Origin of the sequence: Stakelama pacifica (assembly GCF_004361835.1) — a bacterium.
Taxonomy (GTDB): domain Bacteria; phylum Pseudomonadota; class Alphaproteobacteria; order Sphingomonadales; family Sphingomonadaceae; genus Sphingomonas; species Sphingomonas pacifica.
Genome location: NZ_SNWD01000007.1, coordinates 132,277 through 146,739 on the forward strand (window position 1 = coordinate 132,277; position 14,463 = coordinate 146,739).

At 61.1% G+C, this 14,463-nt stretch carries 26 protein-coding genes and 1 tRNA gene; 6 read left to right on the forward strand and 21 right to left on the reverse strand.

The window, feature by feature from the left end; translation table 11 throughout:
- Window positions 1-6: 6 nt before the first annotated feature.
- Window positions 7-468: a YaiI/YqxD family protein gene (locus EV664_RS11425; RefSeq protein WP_133495847.1), complete on the forward strand. Its 462-nt coding sequence runs from the start codon at window positions 7-9 to the stop codon at window positions 466-468.
- A gap of 10 nt (window positions 469-478) precedes the next feature.
- Entirely contained in the window at window positions 479-658 is a 180-nt protein-coding gene (locus EV664_RS11430) for a hypothetical protein (RefSeq protein ID WP_133495848.1), read from the forward strand.
- A gap of 36 nt (window positions 659-694) precedes the next feature.
- Here the strand turns inward: EV664_RS11430 and EV664_RS11435 are convergent, their stop codons facing one another.
- Entirely contained in the window at window positions 695-1,684 is a 990-nt protein-coding gene (locus EV664_RS11435) for an NADP-dependent oxidoreductase (protein ID WP_133495849.1), read from the reverse strand.
- 84 nt (window positions 1,685-1,768) lie between these two features.
- Window positions 1,769-1,969: a hypothetical protein gene (locus tag EV664_RS11440; RefSeq protein WP_133495850.1), complete on the reverse strand. Its 201-nt coding sequence runs from the start codon at window positions 1,967-1,969 to the stop codon at window positions 1,769-1,771.
- Between the two features lie 209 nt (window positions 1,970-2,178).
- On the opposite strand from EV664_RS11440, the gene EV664_RS11445 reads away from it, so the two are divergent.
- Window positions 2,179-2,254, forward strand: a tRNA-Ala gene (locus tag EV664_RS11445).
- Window positions 2,255-2,287: 33 nt separating this feature from the next.
- Here EV664_RS11445 and EV664_RS11450 read toward each other — a convergent pair.
- From EV664_RS11450 to EV664_RS11530, 19 genes are all read right to left on the reverse strand, one after another.
- Window positions 2,288-3,670, reverse strand: coding sequence for a site-specific integrase (locus EV664_RS11450; protein ID WP_133495851.1), 1,383 nt, complete (start codon window positions 3,668-3,670; stop codon window positions 2,288-2,290).
- A 148-nt stretch (window positions 3,671-3,818) separates the two neighbouring features.
- Window positions 3,819-4,181, reverse strand: coding sequence for a DUF3307 domain-containing protein (locus EV664_RS11455; RefSeq protein ID WP_211338501.1), 363 nt, complete (start codon window positions 4,179-4,181; stop codon window positions 3,819-3,821).
- Window positions 4,168-4,638 carry a hypothetical protein gene (locus tag EV664_RS11460; RefSeq protein WP_133495852.1) on the reverse strand — a complete coding sequence of 157 codons (471 nt, stop codon included), beginning with the start codon at window positions 4,636-4,638 and terminating at the stop codon, window positions 4,168-4,170. Before EV664_RS11460 ends, EV664_RS11455 begins: the two co-directional genes overlap by 14 nt.
- Before the next feature lie 141 nt (window positions 4,639-4,779).
- Window positions 4,780-4,962 (reverse strand): hypothetical protein, encoded by a 183-nt coding sequence (locus EV664_RS11465; protein ID WP_133495853.1) that lies wholly within the window; start codon window positions 4,960-4,962, stop codon window positions 4,780-4,782.
- Entirely contained in the window at window positions 4,959-5,759 is an 801-nt protein-coding gene (locus tag EV664_RS11470; RefSeq protein WP_133495854.1) for a DUF5131 family protein, read from the reverse strand. The genes EV664_RS11465 and EV664_RS11470 overlap by 4 nt, the downstream gene beginning before the upstream one ends.
- 520 nt (window positions 5,760-6,279) lie before the next feature.
- The gene (locus EV664_RS19235) at window positions 6,280-6,447 is read right to left on the reverse strand and encodes a hypothetical protein (RefSeq protein ID WP_162848827.1); all 168 of its coding nucleotides are present in this window, start codon (window positions 6,445-6,447) and stop codon (window positions 6,280-6,282) included.
- Window positions 6,440-7,342: a recombinase RecT gene (locus EV664_RS11475; RefSeq protein WP_133495855.1), complete on the reverse strand. Its 903-nt coding sequence runs from the start codon at window positions 7,340-7,342 to the stop codon at window positions 6,440-6,442. The genes EV664_RS19235 and EV664_RS11475 overlap by 8 nt, the downstream gene beginning before the upstream one ends.
- 223 nt (window positions 7,343-7,565) lie before the next feature.
- Window positions 7,566-8,585 carry a PD-(D/E)XK nuclease-like domain-containing protein gene (locus EV664_RS11480; RefSeq protein WP_162848828.1) on the reverse strand — a complete coding sequence of 340 codons (1,020 nt, stop codon included), beginning with the start codon at window positions 8,583-8,585 and terminating at the stop codon, window positions 7,566-7,568.
- A gap of 2 nt (window positions 8,586-8,587) precedes the next feature.
- Window positions 8,588-8,824, reverse strand: a complete 237-nt coding sequence (locus EV664_RS11485; protein WP_133495857.1) for a hypothetical protein — start codon at window positions 8,822-8,824, stop codon at window positions 8,588-8,590.
- A 3-nt stretch (window positions 8,825-8,827) separates the two neighbouring features.
- Window positions 8,828-10,093 carry a hypothetical protein gene (locus EV664_RS11490; protein ID WP_133495858.1) on the reverse strand — a complete coding sequence of 422 codons (1,266 nt, stop codon included), beginning with the start codon at window positions 10,091-10,093 and terminating at the stop codon, window positions 8,828-8,830.
- Between the two features lies 1 nt (window position 10,094).
- Window positions 10,095-10,358, reverse strand: a complete 264-nt coding sequence (locus EV664_RS11495) for a hypothetical protein (protein ID WP_133495859.1) — start codon at window positions 10,356-10,358, stop codon at window positions 10,095-10,097.
- Window positions 10,355-10,504 carry a hypothetical protein gene (locus EV664_RS19240; RefSeq protein WP_162848829.1) on the reverse strand — a complete coding sequence of 50 codons (150 nt, stop codon included), beginning with the start codon at window positions 10,502-10,504 and terminating at the stop codon, window positions 10,355-10,357. Before EV664_RS19240 ends, EV664_RS11495 begins: the two co-directional genes overlap by 4 nt.
- On the reverse strand, window positions 10,501-10,881 hold the full coding sequence (locus tag EV664_RS11500; protein ID WP_133495860.1) for a hypothetical protein: 381 nt from the start codon (window positions 10,879-10,881) through the stop codon (window positions 10,501-10,503). The genes EV664_RS19240 and EV664_RS11500 overlap by 4 nt, the downstream gene beginning before the upstream one ends.
- A complete protein-coding gene (locus EV664_RS11505; protein ID WP_133495861.1) occupies window positions 10,878-11,225 on the reverse strand; it encodes a hypothetical protein in 348 nt (115 codons plus the stop codon). Before EV664_RS11505 ends, EV664_RS11500 begins: the two co-directional genes overlap by 4 nt.
- The gene (locus EV664_RS11510; RefSeq protein ID WP_133495862.1) at window positions 11,222-11,506 is read right to left on the reverse strand and encodes a hypothetical protein; all 285 of its coding nucleotides are present in this window, start codon (window positions 11,504-11,506) and stop codon (window positions 11,222-11,224) included. Before EV664_RS11510 ends, EV664_RS11505 begins: the two co-directional genes overlap by 4 nt.
- Window positions 11,503-11,793 carry a hypothetical protein gene (locus EV664_RS11515; RefSeq protein ID WP_133495863.1) on the reverse strand — a complete coding sequence of 97 codons (291 nt, stop codon included), beginning with the start codon at window positions 11,791-11,793 and terminating at the stop codon, window positions 11,503-11,505. The genes EV664_RS11510 and EV664_RS11515 overlap by 4 nt, the downstream gene beginning before the upstream one ends.
- On the reverse strand, window positions 11,793-12,056 hold the full coding sequence (locus tag EV664_RS11520) for a hypothetical protein (RefSeq protein WP_133495864.1): 264 nt from the start codon (window positions 12,054-12,056) through the stop codon (window positions 11,793-11,795). Before EV664_RS11520 ends, EV664_RS11515 begins: the two co-directional genes overlap by 1 nt.
- Window positions 12,056-12,343: a hypothetical protein gene (locus EV664_RS11525; protein WP_133495865.1), complete on the reverse strand. Its 288-nt coding sequence runs from the start codon at window positions 12,341-12,343 to the stop codon at window positions 12,056-12,058. The genes EV664_RS11520 and EV664_RS11525 overlap by 1 nt, the downstream gene beginning before the upstream one ends.
- A gap of 94 nt (window positions 12,344-12,437) precedes the next feature.
- Complete coding sequence (locus EV664_RS11530) at window positions 12,438-13,214, reverse strand: LexA family transcriptional regulator (RefSeq protein ID WP_133495866.1); 777 nt, start codon at window positions 13,212-13,214, stop codon at window positions 12,438-12,440.
- A 1-nt stretch (window position 13,215) separates the two neighbouring features.
- On the opposite strand from EV664_RS11530, the gene EV664_RS11535 reads away from it, so the two are divergent.
- Genes EV664_RS11535 through EV664_RS11545 form a run of 3 tightly spaced genes read left to right on the forward strand, consistent with a single transcriptional unit; the run spans window position 13,216 to window position 14,462 of the window.
- Window positions 13,216-13,449 (forward strand): transcriptional regulator, encoded by a 234-nt coding sequence (locus tag EV664_RS11535; protein WP_211338502.1) that lies wholly within the window; start codon window positions 13,216-13,218, stop codon window positions 13,447-13,449.
- Entirely contained in the window at window positions 13,446-14,207 is a 762-nt protein-coding gene (locus tag EV664_RS11540) for a hypothetical protein (protein ID WP_133495867.1), read from the forward strand. The genes EV664_RS11535 and EV664_RS11540 overlap by 4 nt, the downstream gene beginning before the upstream one ends.
- Window positions 14,208-14,210: 3 nt before the next feature.
- Window positions 14,211-14,462: a hypothetical protein gene (locus tag EV664_RS11545; RefSeq protein ID WP_133495868.1), complete on the forward strand. Its 252-nt coding sequence runs from the start codon at window positions 14,211-14,213 to the stop codon at window positions 14,460-14,462.
- Window position 14,463: the final 1 nt, after the last annotated feature.

Sequence of the window (14,463 nt, forward strand, 5' to 3'; positions counted from 1 at the left end):
GCGTGCATGAGCGATGCCGTAACGATCTTCGTCGATGCTGATGCCTGCCCGGTAAAGGAGGAAGTGTATCGCGTGGCCGAACGCTATGCCGCGCCGGTTAAGGTGGTGAGCAACAGCCGGCTGCGCGTGCCGCCGATTGACCGGATCGAGCGGGTGGTGGTGAGCGACGGCTTCGACGCCGCCGATGACTGGATCGCCGAACGTGCCGGGGCGAACAGCATCGTCGTTACCGCCGATATCCTGCTCGCCGAACGGTGCCTGAAGGCCGGAGCGAGTGTGATCGCGCCCAACGGCAAGCCCTTCACGATGGATTCGATCGGCGGAGCGGTGGCGACGCGTGCGATCATGGCCGATCTGCGCGCCGGCGGCGATGTGGTGGGCGGCCCGCCGCCGTTCAGCAAAACCGACCGTTCGCGCTTTTTACAGGCATTGGACGAGGCGATGGTGCGCCTGCGCCGAATGGTCTAAAAGCCCCGCCATGGCAGAGAAATTCGAACGGCACCGCCAGCCCTGGCGGCAGGATGAAGTGCAGAAGCTCCACACGCTGGCGCAAAAGGGAATGGGGCTGAAGGCAATCGCCAAGGCGCTGACCCGCAGCGAGGAATCGGTGAAGGAGCGCGCCAAGGCCGACAAGCTGAACATCGCCAAGCTGCGCTGACGCGGCTCCTTCGCCTTCACGGATTGGACTGGCGGATCAGAGCTTTACAAGCATCTTGCCGCGATTCTTTCCCGAAAACAGGCCGAGAAACGCGTCGGGCATATTCTCCAGCCCCTCGACGACGGTTTCCTCCCGGCGAAGCTTGCCTGCCTGCAGCAGCTTGGCCGCCTCTTCATAAAATTCTCCGGCGCGGGACAGATAGTCGCTGACGATAAAGCCCTGCACCCGGATGCGATTGCCGATCAGGCGCGGGAGGTAGCGAAGCTCGGTCGGCGCACCGACGTTATATTTGTCGATCATCCCGCAAATCGCGAAGCGCGCGCCCTGATTGGCGCAGGCAAAGGCCGCATCGAGATGATCGCCGCCGACATTGTCGAAATACACGTCGATCCCGTCGGGAGCGGCTTCCATCAATGCTTTGATCAGCGGCGTGTCCGATTTGTAGTCGATCATCGCATCCGCGCCGAGCGAGCGCACCCAGTCGCATTTCTCCTTGCCGCCCGCCGATCCGATCACGGTCATGCCACGTGCCTTCGCGATCTGAACCACGGTCGATCCGACCGCGCCCGCAGCGGCGGATACGAACACGACCTCGCCCTCTTTCGCTTCGGCCACTGCGGTCAGGCCGAAAAAGCCGGTAATGCCGGGCATGCCGAGCTGCCCCAGAAAAGCCTGCGGCTCGACATCAAGCGGCGGCAGTTTCTGCACGTCGGACGCTTTCACCACCGCTTCGTCGCGCCAGCCGGCCATATGCTGGACCATATCGCCGACCGCAAAACCGTCCGCATTGCTTTCAACGACTTCGCCGATCGCGCCGCCCTGCATCGGTGCGCCCAGTTCGAACGGCGGGACATAGCTTTTCACATCGTTCATTCGCCCGCGCATATAGGGATCGACCGACAGCCAGCGATTGGCGATGCGCAGCTCGCCCTTACCGGGTTCGCGCAGGTCGATCGGTTTCAGCGCGAAATTGTCGGTCGTCGGCATGCCCTTGGGGCGGCTTTCCAGATGCCATGCGCGTGCCATGTCTGCATTCTCCTGACGGTTGTTCGAACTATAGGTTTGTCGCGCACGATATGTACGCTTCGTGCAAAGCGTTGCAATAGGCGGTCAGCTTCGACCGGAAGCCTTGTCGTCATAGACCGGATCGAAATCCGGGTCCTGCGCGGCATCGTCCTCCACCCGTTCGCGCGGACCGCGTTCGGGCGGGATGGGAAGGTCATTGTCGCGCTTCGCAGCGCCGGGATCGTCAAAGCCGGACTGGCCGCTGTCGCGCCGATGACCGGCGATGGGGGATATGGGATCGGGCATGCCTGCTCCTTCGCCTTTGCTGGGCTCCGGCGACGGCCGGAGGTTCGGCAGGTCAAAGAGCGAAGCGGGGGCGCGGTTCCGGCGGAGCGACGGGACGAGCTATGCCCATGCCGGGGCGAGGACATGCAAAGTTCAATGTCGATCGCGGTTGCACGCCGCGACAAGCGACGTTAAATGGGCGCTTCCGGTGGCAAGACCGGACCGGCGGCGGGGCTGTAGCTCAGATGGGAGAGCGCTGCAATCGCACTGCAGAGGTCAGGGGTTCGATTCCCCTCAGCTCCACCAAGCCGCCACCCGCATAAATCCTAGACTTTTCCATCATCCTGTCAATCCCTTTCGAGCAATCGAAACCACCTTGGTATCGCGCTGGTATCGCAAATGGGCGTTGGTATAGCGTCCGACTTCGCGCCAGAATGCCTCGGTAGATTCGATCAGTTCCTGCAGGTACTCCGGGCGCAAATGGGTATAGTTCGCGCCGGTCCCTTCCTCGCTGTGTCCTGCAGCAGCATTGATCTGCGCATCGGGCACACCCCGGCGCTTGTGCCAAGTATGAATCGTGTGCCGCAGGGTATTCGGCGTCCCGATGGCGCGCAGGTTCGGACGGCGCTTTGTTTCGCCCAGCTTCGCGCGCGGGGGGAGCCATCGCGGCTTGCCATCATCGTCGTTGCGCTGTTCTGCAAAGCCGAGGTCCGGGCGCATCGCGTGCGCGGCAATCAGCGTGCCAGCAAAGGCGTTGCTGATATTGTCGGTCGGGCGCTCGAAATACTCAGGCCCGCCGTTCGCGCGCGTCTTGGCGCTGGTGGGCACGCGATAGACGATGATCTTACCCGTTTTCCCTGCAAGCCAAGGTGCGAGGGTAGGGCAGGCAGGAACGATCGCGCGGCGCTTGCTCGTCTGATCCTCTCCGGGGCGCAGGAAATAGATAAGCCCCTTTCGTATCTGTTCGGCGTGCAGTTCGAGTGTCGCCTCCGCCCGCGCGTGCGTGCTGAGCATGATTATCGTGAAAAGGTGAACATGGTGGCGGTCGGGTGAAGCAAGCGCCGCGTCAAGGATGACCGCGATCTGTTCGGGCGACCATTCGAGTTCCTTGGGGCGCTTCTTGCCCTTCACGTCTTTGATAAACGGTGCCCATGTAATCCGGTGTTCGCGCTTCGCCCAGTTGATCGGCCCGCGCAGCGCAGCGAGGTCCCGCGATATGCTCGGCGCACTGGTGCCTTGCGCTTTTCGCCAATTCACGAACGCGTCGACCAGCGTTACCGCCTCATCGTTTATGCGGATCGTGGTGCCAATCGAGGCGATAGTGAGCGGATCGGGGAGTGCGCGCACGCTTTCGAGATATTCCCAAAACTGCTCCCACACCTTGAGCGATTCCTCATAGCGTTCGGGCGCGGACAGGTGCGCGACGTGCTGAGTAAGCCAAAGGATAGTCGCGTCGCTCAAAAGCACATCTGCAGGCGACTTGAAGCCGTTGGCTGGCAGTTCTGCCGAAACGTCCTTCTTGGAGGCGTAATGCTCGGCTAGTGCTTCGCGCGCTTGTTCTGGCGGGCTGTCTGGCTTGCCACCGCCAATACCTGTCGACGTTCGGCGCGTGACCCTTCCTTCGGACCAGCAGATATTCCAATCGTCGCGGTCTTTTCTGTACCAGAGCCAATATCGGCCGATTTGGAATCGTTCGCTGGCTCCTTTTGCTCGACCGCGCATCCGGTCATCTCCTTCAATTCGTACCGGCAAAGCAGCGAATATACATCGTCCTGCAGCAGCAAATCGACGTGTTCATGATCGAGGTGAAGTTTTGTGCCGTTGCGCTTCGCGCGCTTGATCCGGCTCATCATCTCGGTAGCAGGTGCCGTCATCCCCGCGCCTCCTTATCCTGATCGCCAGCATCCTTGGGGAGAGCGGAGAGCATGGCCCACAGCAATTTACACGCCGCGTGGATTGCCTGATCCTGATTGAAGGTCAGCCGCCCGTTGCACTTCAGGTCGTCGGTGATTGCATGAACCGCCGCTTCAGCGATGCCGAGCGCGGGCGATCGAGTGATGAACGCAACCGCCGCGCCGTGAATGATCGCGTGAGCGCCCAGCGCCTGCCACCACGGCACGCCGGGAATAGGCACGGTGCGGTTCTTTGCCTTCGCCAGAAAATCGCCCTGCATCGGATAGTCTGCGACAGCATGGGCGGCGATCATCGCCATGAAGCGTTCATGCGGTTTCATTGCCAGCCTCCAAAGCATCAGCGGCCATATCCCAAACGGCTGCGGACTTTTCGCAATATGCGTCGGGGTTTGTCCGGCAGGTTCTTGCGCGCCAGCGAAAATCCTGAATGTGTTTCCCCATATCAGACGGCACAGCGTTGGATTGAGCGAGGGCGCGAATATCGTCGGCGATGCTCTGGCAAACGGGAAAGTCCGATGCCTCATACCGTTTATGTTTTTCGGCAATCTTGGCGGCCGCCTCCACCAGCCCCGCGCTATCGGTGCTGTGGGCGATGCGGTGAAGCGCGAAGGCTTGGACTAGTTCGTCATCATCCGCCGCACCCGCTGACAGGTTTTCGTTTATCGCAGCGATGCTTTGCTCGGACAGGCCAAGCGTTCGGCAGCGGGCTCGCGTCCATTCAGCGGCGCGGTCACGATCCGCCTGTATCACCTTCACGCTATCGGTTTCACTGGTCATCAACCGGTCACCCATAATACCCACTCCCATACCGGCGATAATGCTCCAGCCACACCCAGCAGCCGGGACGAACGCGCTTGGGAAGCCATGCGAAGCGGCGCGAACTGCGCTTGCGCGGGCTGCGTTTCTGGATGCGGATTTTCACAGCCCCAGCCTCCGGATAATGCGCTCGATCAGGCGCGGCTTCGGATTACAAAACCGGTCGAGATAATCCCGCCGCTTGGCCTCGGCGCGGTGGTATAGCGCGCTCATCATCTGTTCGCGCGGCAGGTCCGACAGCCGGGGCGGGGCGTTCATGCGGGGGTCTTTGGTGATGTCGCTCATGCCGCAACCTTTCCGATTGAAGGGCGCGCGAAATAGGTCTGGCCGTCGAGGTAATGGCCTCCTTTGTCAGAGCTCGACCCGCCGCGCTGCTTGAAGTTAAACACCCGGCCATGATGGAACGCTTGCCGTTGCAGGCTTCGCGCCCAGTGCAGGTCCATAGGCCGTGCATTCCGACCGCTTTCGCCGCCGACGATGATCCAGTCCGGCGCATTGTCGTCGATGATGATTGAGCCCAGCAGCGGCTCGAAGCTGCCAAAGGTGAACAGCACGTCAGCGAAATGCTTCACCTCGGCCAATTGGCGCGCGTCGCGGTCGTATTCGCGCTGGGTCACCATCGTCGCACCAATTGCGACGTTAGGCGGGATGATCCGGCATCCGCGCATCGGGTCAGTCATTTTGCGAACATTGCAAATCCGCTTTGTGAGTAGCAGCCAGACGAGGTTCGGCGTCTCTTCGATCAGCTCGAACAGATCTGCGCGCCACTGCTCCGGCACCTCGTTGTCGAACACATCCGCCAACGACGCGCAGAACACGAAAGGCCGGGTCTCAGCTTTTTCAGCATCACGGTTCCATCTGCGCGGCTGATTCCACGTCGATACCGCTGTCCGGGCGCGCGGTCGTCCCGCGCCCCATTCAACTCGACCGTAGCGATGGTCCATCAGGGTTTCAGCATAGCACCCTGCGCCTTCCGGTTCTCCCGGAGCGGTCGGCAGGCCGCAGCCCGGTCCAACGCGGGTGCAACCGATCCACGGGTTGAAGGTGTGATCGCACCATTCGATCTTCGTGTTCTGTGCCATCGTTCAAATCTCCTGTATCAGTGGCGGGGCCGCCGGGGGATCAGCCCCGCCACCGGCTCCCGGCCTCATTGCCGGGGTGCTTCGTCATTCCTACGGGGCGGCTTATTGGGACCGCCCCGCTCCCTTGAGAAACTTGTCAACCGAGGTTGCGCGGGCATTCCCAATCACATTCCTCGCTACCCGCTTTCGAGCACTGCCCATCGGGCATCATGCCGCAGTCAAAGTTTTCCGGGCATTGCTCCCACGGCTTCCCGCAGCACTCGCAAAGGTCGTCGTCATCATCATCCGGCCCGCAGTGATATTCAGCGACTGCTGAGGCATCCGGGTAGCCGCATATATTGCATTCGTCAGGCAGATGCGCGCCGCACTCGAGCCATTCGGGGCGGGCAATCAAATTGCCGCAACTTGGGCACCAGTGACCGTCATCATTGACAGACCAGCAAGCGGTTGCATCGTCACACGGATCCGGACCTGCGAACATCACATATCTCCTATGCGGCCTGTTGCCGCGCTTCAGTTGTCAAGCGGCGTCATCGCCAAGCGGGATGCGCAGCCGCGTTTCGTCCAGCGAGTTGAGAAGCGGCGCACCCCGACGCTTTCGGTCGTAATTGATCCGACGCAGGCGCTCGCGTGGCGACTTTTGGTAGAGCGCCCGGTTGTAGGCGACGGTGGCGGGGTCCTCAGCCATTTGTCGCCTCCTTCAGTTCGGCAATGCGGTCCATCGCGTGACTGCGCAGCGCGTCGCCATCGTCGTCACTCAGCAGCGGAATCAGCGCGGAAAGGCGGCTGTTCACATCGGGCACCATCTTGGTCGCGTCGATTTCGGCCTTGGCGCTTTCCAGCGTGGTAGCCTCGCCGTGATCCTCATCGGCGCGTCCGTCGATCGCTTCGACATGCTCGGCAACCTGTTTATCCGTCGCCTGTTGCGTCAGCATTGCGGCGGTGAGGGGCTTTGCCTCGCGCGTCTCCGCCAGACTGCCAGCGCCAGCGGCGGACATAGGCGCTTCAAACTCGTCGGGCGAATAGACGCCGAGCAGCACTTCCGGCGCGTGGAGGCGCACCCAAGCACGGCTTGCGTAATAGCCGATCTGCTGTTCAGGGTCTTGCTTCCACAGCGGCGAATTGCGCGTGGTGATGTTCTTGATCGCCACCCGGCGCTTTTTAGGCTCGTCGTCGCCCTTCAGCTTGCCCGTGACGGTGCAAACCAGCTCGTTTCCTTCGCCTTCCCATTCGGGGTGAAGGCGACCATCAAGCACGCCGGACGAATTGATAACAGCCGTGACGAGCTGCGCTTCATAGGCGATGCGGTCATTCACGAAAAACGTCTTGTTAGCGACCGCGAACGGGTCCATCGCCCACCGCGCGGCCTGCATCACGACAGCGAGGCAGTCGCCCGGCTTGCCGCGAAGGTGCGGCGCGACGAAATTGCTGCCAGCCATCAGGCGCGCAATCTCCATCGCCTCGCCCATGTTCGCAGGCTGGAACATCGAACGCGGCGCGTTGCTATCAAGCTGCGTCGTACCGATCGATTTCGCCAGCGCCATGTCGCGCTTGTCATCAGTGGTAGTGAGTTGGGTAGCCATGTATCAGTTCCTCAAAAGGGGATTTCGGTTTCAGTCACGTATCGTTCGCGCCGAACGCGCTCCGGTTCGGCCCCGCGTTCCATAAGGTCGGCGTCAATCGCCTCTCTGACGCTGGTGCGGAATGGCTCGCTAAGGTGCCCAGCTTGCGCCCAAAGCGATCGGATGCACCGTATCTGCCAGTTGCGCTGGCGAGCGCGAGTTTGCGCTTCAGTAGGCTTCCCGCTCATGCCGCAGCCGCCCAAGCCAGTTCGTGCCCCTCGACATCATCGATCCGTTTGCGTGCCCAGATCGGCAGGCCGACCGGCAGGGGATCATCTGCGTAGCCGGGCCACTTGTCCGCGTTCAGGCACTCGGCGAACTTGCGGATCGCTTCGCGGTTGAGCCAACGCCCACGCTCAATGTCCTCTTGCGGCAGCTCATAAAGAGCGGTGCAATACGGCGGGTCTTTCTCGACGACGACATGAAGCCAGTGCGTCGGATAATGCCCGAACGTCGCCTTGATGCCATCGGCATAGAAGGCGGCTGACTGGTGATAGCCGAAATTGGAGATGGCGCTCTTGAAGCCCTCCGGGTCCGCGTGTGAACCCGCCACAAACTTCAGATCGGACACCACGATAACGTCACCACCGACGCGCGCGGCGGCGGGCATGAAGTCGGGGCGGGCGCGAAGCCAAACATCCGTTTCCGGGTCTTTCCACGCGAGCGTCGTTTCGCTTTCGCCGTTCGTAAGCGCCGTAACCGAAACAGGGTTACGCTTGATCGACTCTGCGACCTGCCGAACCGTCTCCGCGCCATCATGGGTGAGGATGCACTTGTTCGCCGCGACAGCCGCCTCATAGGCCGCGATCGCTTCGGGCATCGCCTTCGTCTTGTTGCGCGCGAAACCTTCCGGCAGGACGTGATAGAACTCCGGCCACCGCTCGCTAAGCAGGATCAGGTCATGCGCCGCCTTACCGACGCTGAAATGCGCCTTTTCCTCTTGCTCGACGCGATCCGGGTTCATCGGGCTTTGAAACCAGAAGTGATAGGGCGACTTGTTCAGCAGCAGCTTTGCGCCGGTTGACGACAGCGAGGGAGCGGGCAACAGGTTCGCGTTTCCATGGTAATCCTCCGCTGGGATGTCGCGATATGCGCCGGGTTTCGTGATCAGCGGAGCATTCGCCTGCTTTTCGGCTTTCGGCTCAGGCGCGGCTTCCGGCTGTTGCGGAGCGACGTAATCGCGGTCGAAAGGATTGTCGGTCATCGTCATGATCTCCGGGGGTTTTGAGCGGCGCAGGCGATAGTTTCGAGCCACCAGAGGACGCTGCCTTGCGGATGTCCGCCGATCGCGGAGCTGTCGAAGGAATCGGCGATCCGCTTCAGACTGATGGCGGCTGAAATGGCAGCCGCTTCCTGCAAACTGCTGCACACGCTCCCCAGATCGCTGACGATCGGCTCCATCTGGTCGATTGCTTGATCGACGCTATTCTTTGGCGTTTCCATTGCTCAAAACCCCAACCGAACATGAGGAACCTCACCGGCGATGATCGCCACGACGATCTTGCGCGCCGTGTCCTCATCAGCGCCGCACGACATGATCGCGGCCTTCGCAGCGCTCTTTACCTTCGTGCGGTGCGCCTGATCGGCCTCGCGCTTCGCCTGCTCTTCGGCTTGCCGCTTCTGCTCGGCCTCACGCTCCGCCGCTTCGCGGGCCGCGCGGTCGCGCTCTTCCTGCGCGGCACGCTCGGCCTCTTCGGCCCGGTGACGTTCGGCGGCCAGTTCCTTTTGATGGCGCTCTTCGGCCTCGCGCTGGGCCTGCTCCCTAGCCTTTCTGGCAGCCTCTTCGGCCTGCTCGCGTTGCTCGCGCTCCGCCTGAGCTTTGCACGCATCCTGAAGTCGGATCAGAGTATCGGTTCGAGCCTTCTCAACCTCATCGGCCATATCGCCAAAAGCAGTTTCGGCGCGCGGTCCAGTTTCGATCTTCTCTTCGAGTTCGCGGATCAGAATTACGTAGGGATACGTTTTCCCCCCAATTGTCCCCAATCCACACTGATGGATGTGTTCGATAATGTCCCTAGCGTATTGCCTCTTGCGTTCTGCACGCTCTGACTCTTCACGCTTGGCAGCTTCCTCGGCCTCGCGTTTCTCCTGATCGGCGCGCAGCCGGGCAAGTTCGGCCCGGTCAGCCTCCTCCCGCTCAAGGCGGGCGAGGGCAGTTTTCAACGCGGCGACGGATGCATCCTTCGCGGCCTGCGCCTCTTCGGCCATGTCGCGGAAGCGGTCAGGGTCGATCGTCTGGTTCCACAGATCCATGCCCCGTTGGCGCACGTCCTCGGCGGTGTCGCTCAGCGATACCTCGCCTGCGCGCTTGAATGCCTCAATGTCCTCGCGGCAGCCATCGACACGCGCCTTCTCAGCCTCTTCCCAATCGGTGAGCGGCTGGCGGACCTGAGCGGCCAGCGCGTCCAGCTTCTCGCGAGCCTCCCGGCGCGATGCATCAACCGCATTGATCTGCGCGCGCGCATCCTCGTTCAGTTTCTTGCCCGCCGCATCGATTGCAGTCTTCGACCGCGTGATCTTGTACGCCAGCGACTTGATCGCATCGCGGCCCTTGGCGGTCGTCAGGTCAGGCTCGAATGCCTCAACCTCGCGCCGGATATGGGCAAACAGGTCTTCGCGCTTCCCGGCATCGATCAGCACGATTGCGGGATTGTGCGCAACGACGGTCGCGATGTCGGTGCCGGTTTCAGGCTGTGAAGCAACAGCGTTCATTTCAATTCTCCATTGCGAAATTGAGGCGCGCGGGGCGCATGACAGGCGGCAAAATCCACCGCCGTTCCCGCACATCGACAACGCGACCGTTGACCAGAACCAGCTTCGCCCCGCACCCAAGGCGGACGCATGTGCACCGCTCTTGGATCGCCACCATGATGGCGCGTTCGTGGCTCATGATTTCCCGCCGCGCTTCGTCCAGCGACAGGGCAGGGTTCACGCGCTCGACATAGCGTTGTGCTGCGTGGTGAGTGACTTCGATCATGCCCGTTCCCTCCGAACATGCGCGGTGATGAACACCGCCCCGCCGATCGCAAACGGAAGTGCTGCGAACAGGTCACCGCCGAACAGCGAGAGGAAAAAGCCGGTCATCATGGCGGTGATGACAATTGTGGTTGAAATGCGGGTCATGCTTCACCGCGTGCTTTGGCGACGAAAGCCTCCAACTTTTGCAGCGATCCCGGCGGATAGTAGAAGTTCGCGCCAGACCGTGCGAAAGCAAGAAACTCTTCCGCAATCTCCAGCCCATCAGGTGCGGCGGCGATCAGGCGGGCGTTGGCTTCAATAACAGGTTGTGCAGCGTTCTTGCGCGCTACTGCCTGCAACGCATCGAGGGGAGGACGGCGTAAATCGCTATCCATCTTCGATATAGGCTCGACCACTCGGCATATCGCGGTGCAAGCAAGGACATTGTTGCTGTCTTTCGCAAACACATCGCCTGCAACACCTTCGGGATACGTGAACCCGTGCGGAAACCACGGACCCGGAGTATGCTTCGCCCCGCTCATTGTTCTTCACCCGAACGAGCGCGGAGCATTGCTTGAACGCGAGCGCCATTAGCGGTGAGTGAATAACCGCTTCCGCGAATGAGGTTGTCATCTTCGCTGCAAAATGGGTGATGCTCAGCCAGCCCCAAAGCAGCTAGCGCGCGGATTATTTCTCTAGTCCACTTGTCTGGAACGCCCGCATCTGCCGCTACATAGCTAAAAGGAACCGCCCAACCTTCGCGCATCTCTTTAATTACTCGGCACACCGAAGGAAGGAAGGCGACGTCGACAACTGCGGCTAGATCGTCATATCGTGCGCGCTCTGCATCAACGGCGCGTTTCATCGCTTTACGGGTGACAATCACTTCACCTTCTCCTGTTCCATCGCAGCTTCAGCCTTTTCAGCTTCCCGCTTGCGTTCCATTGCGTTCAGCTTCCCGCGCGCCAGGTATGCGGCGTCGATCAGGTGCACGGCTTCCGAGGTTGCCTCGTCCTTGCCCCGCCGGATCGTGATCGAGACGTATCCATTGCGGCAGTCGGTGCTGGGTGCGTGCGCGCCGACCGCGACGATCAGGTCAGCCTCATCGGGCATACGCAGGGCGCGCAGTGCAGCTTCGGCGGCGTCGAATGAGGTGCGCTCGCTCATGCCTCGCCTCCCGTCGCCAGTGCGCGGCGTTCGCGAGCCTTGCGCATACCTTCGTCAATCGCTGCATTGGCGCGGTCGCGGTCGCGGTTGGACTGGACTTGCGCCTCCACGCCATCCCGGTAAGCAGGATCGTTCCAGTAGCGCTCGAAGGCTGCAAAGCGTCCGGGGCGGTTGTAGATCGCGCCGGTCCGGTTGAGATGATCGCGCGCCTGCACATGGCGATACGCTTGGAGATACTCCATGCCGGTATCTTCCATGACGCGGCGGATTGCGGTTTCGCTGGGCATTATGCGCGCCCCTCGTCATGAAGGGCCACACCCGGCGTCAGTTTGTGACGCGGGCAATGGAAATAGACGTACTTGCTTGCGTATTCGCGGCGGCGCGCGGGCGTGAACCGATCAGGCTTCGCGGTGTAGTGGCGATCGAACTCCGCCAGCCCTTCGACGTAGTAGTCTGCCGCGCTCCAGTCCGTGCGGCCAAGAAGGCGCTCGGCACGGAGAACGTGCGGAAAGTCCCTTACTTCCGGAATGTTCTGAGCTGCGGTAGCCATTATGCGGCCTCCGCTTCGATAGTCGTGTCTTCAATGCCGGTATCGACAGACGAAGGATTGCGCCGCTGCGTCATCTGCGCGAGTGCGTCCTTGAACGCCTCGTCAATCGTATACGCGGTGCCGCTGCAATTCTGGTGCGCGTTGTCGCCGATATCGCCCCACGTCAGGGTGACGAAATAATAGGGCTTATCGTAGCCCCGATCCGGCGCGTGGCAGGAAAAGCCGATCGCGGACAGATCGTGCTTCTTGCAAAGCGTATCGAATTGCTCGGAAAGCGTCTTTGCCATGTTGACCTCCTTGCGACGGTGTGTCGCTGTGAGGTCAGTATCTACAACCGGATTGTAGGCAAGTCAACAACCGGTTTGTAAAAAAGTTGTAGCGCTATTGCACCCGCCGCCCGTACCAGATGACGCGCCCGATCAGGCTCACCTCTTCGACAAGGCGTTCGTAGGGCTCGAACAGTTCGCGGTTCGCGCTGATGATACGGACGCGGGGCGGCTCGCTGTTCGGGATTCGCTCCAAATATTTGATAACGTGCCCGTCACTATCCCACAGGCAGAACGCGCCAGGCTGGGCGAGCGATCGCTTGCGAGTGTCTACCAATATCTGATCGCCGCCCATGAAGTCGGGGGCCATCGAATTGCCCTCTGCGACCATCGCCAACAGTGCGTCGGGTGGCGCGCGCAATTCGCGCTCGATCAGGTCGCGCGAAAAGGCAATTTCCCCTTCATCGCCCTCGCCACTACCGCCACCACCCATGCCCGCGTGGGTGGGCAGCAACCGGATCATCACGGAATTATCCGCCTTGCCAGTGTCAAGGTAGGGGTCTTCGCGCGTCTCGCCGTCCATCTGGGCGAACGCCATTGCGATGTACCGGGTCCATGCGGGCTTCTTCTTGGTTTTGCCCTGTTCGTATTTCGAAACCACCTGCTGCGACACAGTCGTCGGATCGCCGTTTTCACGCGCAAGGCCGTTGATACGCTCTTTCAGGTCGTCGGCGGACAGCCCGCGCTTGACCCGCTCGGCCTTCGTCCACAGTCCTGCTGCGCCTGCGTCTATTGGTTCCTGTGCCACGGCGGAGTCAGCTACAAAGTTTTTGCGGCCTTTGCTCGTACAAAGGGGTTGTAATTCTACAACCGAGTGGTAAAGTGCTTCCATTATGAAGCCTTATCCGATCAAGCGCGCCATGAAAGGCGACCTTTCGAGCCAGACCCGCTTCGCAGAGGCGATCGGGACTTCGCAGCAGAATGTATCGAACTGGGTGCGCAAGGGGCGACCACTTCCCGCCGAGTTCGTGCTGAAAGCTGAGATGGCAACGGGCGTACCCCGCCACCAATGGCGGCCGGACATATACCCTGCACCGGCCACCTCCGAAGCGAGGTCGGCAGCATGAGCGGGGAAGCCGAAACCGTCGATCCGTATTCGCAGGGCACCCGCGCCGAAATCCTTGGCTGGGTTGGCGGCATGGAGGCGTTCGAGCGCGGCTTTAACGCCCGGACGTTCAGCCCCGAACGCCGCGCCCGTCAAGCTGTAGAGGATGCAGTTTCCGACCTGACTAGCGCGGCAAGCGACATCTACGAAGCCGGCGGTACAGCCGAAGATGTTGCGAGCTGGACGCAAGGCTATCGCAAGCGCTGGGTCGCGTTCCAGCAGGCAGGCGCGCGTACCATGAACTGGATGATTACCGGACCCGCTCGGTTCCCGGTCGATCGTAACCAGAAGCGCATGGACATCGAGATGCGCCGATATGAGGAACTGGCGGTATATCGCGATGGCGCAACGAAATGGATTGAACGTAGCCAGCGGCGTGCCGAACGGGCGGCGATCGTGGAATCCGACGAGGGCGGCCATCCCGAAACCCTGATCGGCAATATTCGCGTTGTCGAAAATGTCACGCTTGATCGGCTGCAACTGATCTTCCCCGATAAGCCGACCGATGAAGAGCGCGCCGCTCTCAAAAAGCGTGGCTTCCGTTGGGCGCCGAGTGTCGGCGCATGGCAACGCAAGCTGACGAACAACGCGCGCTACGTCGGCACCAGCCTTGCCAAGCAATTCTCCCCCGCGACCGACCTTACCACGGTCGCGCACCCTGCCGGTGGCGTCCCGTCGGGTACCGACGCCACCGGCAATTTTCATCATAGCGAAGGATAGATTATGTCCGAGAAGCTTACCTCTATTAGAGTTCCTAACGCTCCTTCCGGTTTTGGTATTGTCGATTGGGGTGAGCTGTCGGTAGCTGAAATGATTGGTCAGTACCGATCTTATGCAGATCATTTGCGCGAACACGTAGCGCGCATTGATGCAACTCCAGATGATAAATTTGTCGTCGAAGTAATTCGCGGCTCTTGCGTTCGCCGCCATGTAAAGTGGCTTCAGGGTGCCCCTTCTCACAGCGAAGGGAATTGAG

Excerpts from the sequence above, each read along its gene's own strand:
- EV664_RS11425 (WP_133495847.1), top strand. The coding sequence starts at position 7 with ATGAGCGATGCCGTAACGATCTTCGTCGATGCTGATGCCTGCCCGGTA.
- EV664_RS11430 (WP_133495848.1), top strand. The coding sequence starts at position 479 with ATGGCAGAGAAATTCGAACGGCACCGCCAGCCCTGGCGGCAGGATGAA.
- EV664_RS11435 (WP_133495849.1), bottom strand. The coding sequence starts at position 1,684 with ATGGCACGCGCATGGCATCTGGAAAGCCGCCCCAAGGGCATGCCGACG.
- EV664_RS11440 (WP_133495850.1), bottom strand. The coding sequence starts at position 1,969 with ATGCCCGATCCCATATCCCCCATCGCCGGTCATCGGCGCGACAGCGGC.
- EV664_RS11450 (WP_133495851.1), bottom strand. The coding sequence starts at position 3,670 with ATGCGCGGTCGAGCAAAAGGAGCCAGCGAACGATTCCAAATCGGCCGA.
- EV664_RS11455 (WP_211338501.1), bottom strand. The coding sequence starts at position 4,181 with ATGAAACCGCATGAACGCTTCATGGCGATGATCGCCGCCCATGCTGTC.
- EV664_RS11460 (WP_133495852.1), bottom strand. The coding sequence starts at position 4,638 with ATGACCAGTGAAACCGATAGCGTGAAGGTGATACAGGCGGATCGTGAC.
- EV664_RS11465 (WP_133495853.1), bottom strand. The coding sequence starts at position 4,962 with ATGAGCGACATCACCAAAGACCCCCGCATGAACGCCCCGCCCCGGCTG.
- EV664_RS11470 (WP_133495854.1), bottom strand. The coding sequence starts at position 5,759 with ATGGCACAGAACACGAAGATCGAATGGTGCGATCACACCTTCAACCCG.
- EV664_RS19235 (WP_162848827.1), bottom strand. The coding sequence starts at position 6,447 with ATGGCTGAGGACCCCGCCACCGTCGCCTACAACCGGGCGCTCTACCAA.
- EV664_RS11475 (WP_133495855.1), bottom strand. The coding sequence starts at position 7,342 with ATGGCTACCCAACTCACTACCACTGATGACAAGCGCGACATGGCGCTG.
- EV664_RS11480 (WP_162848828.1), bottom strand. The coding sequence starts at position 8,585 with ATGACCGACAATCCTTTCGACCGCGATTACGTCGCTCCGCAACAGCCG.
- EV664_RS11485 (WP_133495857.1), bottom strand. The coding sequence starts at position 8,824 with ATGGAAACGCCAAAGAATAGCGTCGATCAAGCAATCGACCAGATGGAG.
- EV664_RS11490 (WP_133495858.1), bottom strand. The coding sequence starts at position 10,093 with ATGAACGCTGTTGCTTCACAGCCTGAAACCGGCACCGACATCGCGACC.
- EV664_RS11495 (WP_133495859.1), bottom strand. The coding sequence starts at position 10,358 with ATGATCGAAGTCACTCACCACGCAGCACAACGCTATGTCGAGCGCGTG.
- EV664_RS19240 (WP_162848829.1), bottom strand. The coding sequence starts at position 10,504 with ATGACCCGCATTTCAACCACAATTGTCATCACCGCCATGATGACCGGC.
- EV664_RS11500 (WP_133495860.1), bottom strand. The coding sequence starts at position 10,881 with ATGAGCGGGGCGAAGCATACTCCGGGTCCGTGGTTTCCGCACGGGTTC.
- EV664_RS11510 (WP_133495862.1), bottom strand. The coding sequence starts at position 11,506 with ATGAGCGAGCGCACCTCATTCGACGCCGCCGAAGCTGCACTGCGCGCC.
- EV664_RS11515 (WP_133495863.1), bottom strand. The coding sequence starts at position 11,793 with ATGCCCAGCGAAACCGCAATCCGCCGCGTCATGGAAGATACCGGCATG.
- EV664_RS11520 (WP_133495864.1), bottom strand. The coding sequence starts at position 12,056 with ATGGCTACCGCAGCTCAGAACATTCCGGAAGTAAGGGACTTTCCGCAC.
- EV664_RS11525 (WP_133495865.1), bottom strand. The coding sequence starts at position 12,343 with ATGGCAAAGACGCTTTCCGAGCAATTCGATACGCTTTGCAAGAAGCAC.
- EV664_RS11530 (WP_133495866.1), bottom strand. The coding sequence starts at position 13,214 with ATGGAAGCACTTTACCACTCGGTTGTAGAATTACAACCCCTTTGTACG.
- EV664_RS11535 (WP_211338502.1), top strand. The coding sequence starts at position 13,216 with ATGAAGCCTTATCCGATCAAGCGCGCCATGAAAGGCGACCTTTCGAGC.
- EV664_RS11540 (WP_133495867.1), top strand. The coding sequence starts at position 13,446 with ATGAGCGGGGAAGCCGAAACCGTCGATCCGTATTCGCAGGGCACCCGC.
- EV664_RS11545 (WP_133495868.1), top strand. The coding sequence starts at position 14,211 with ATGTCCGAGAAGCTTACCTCTATTAGAGTTCCTAACGCTCCTTCCGGT.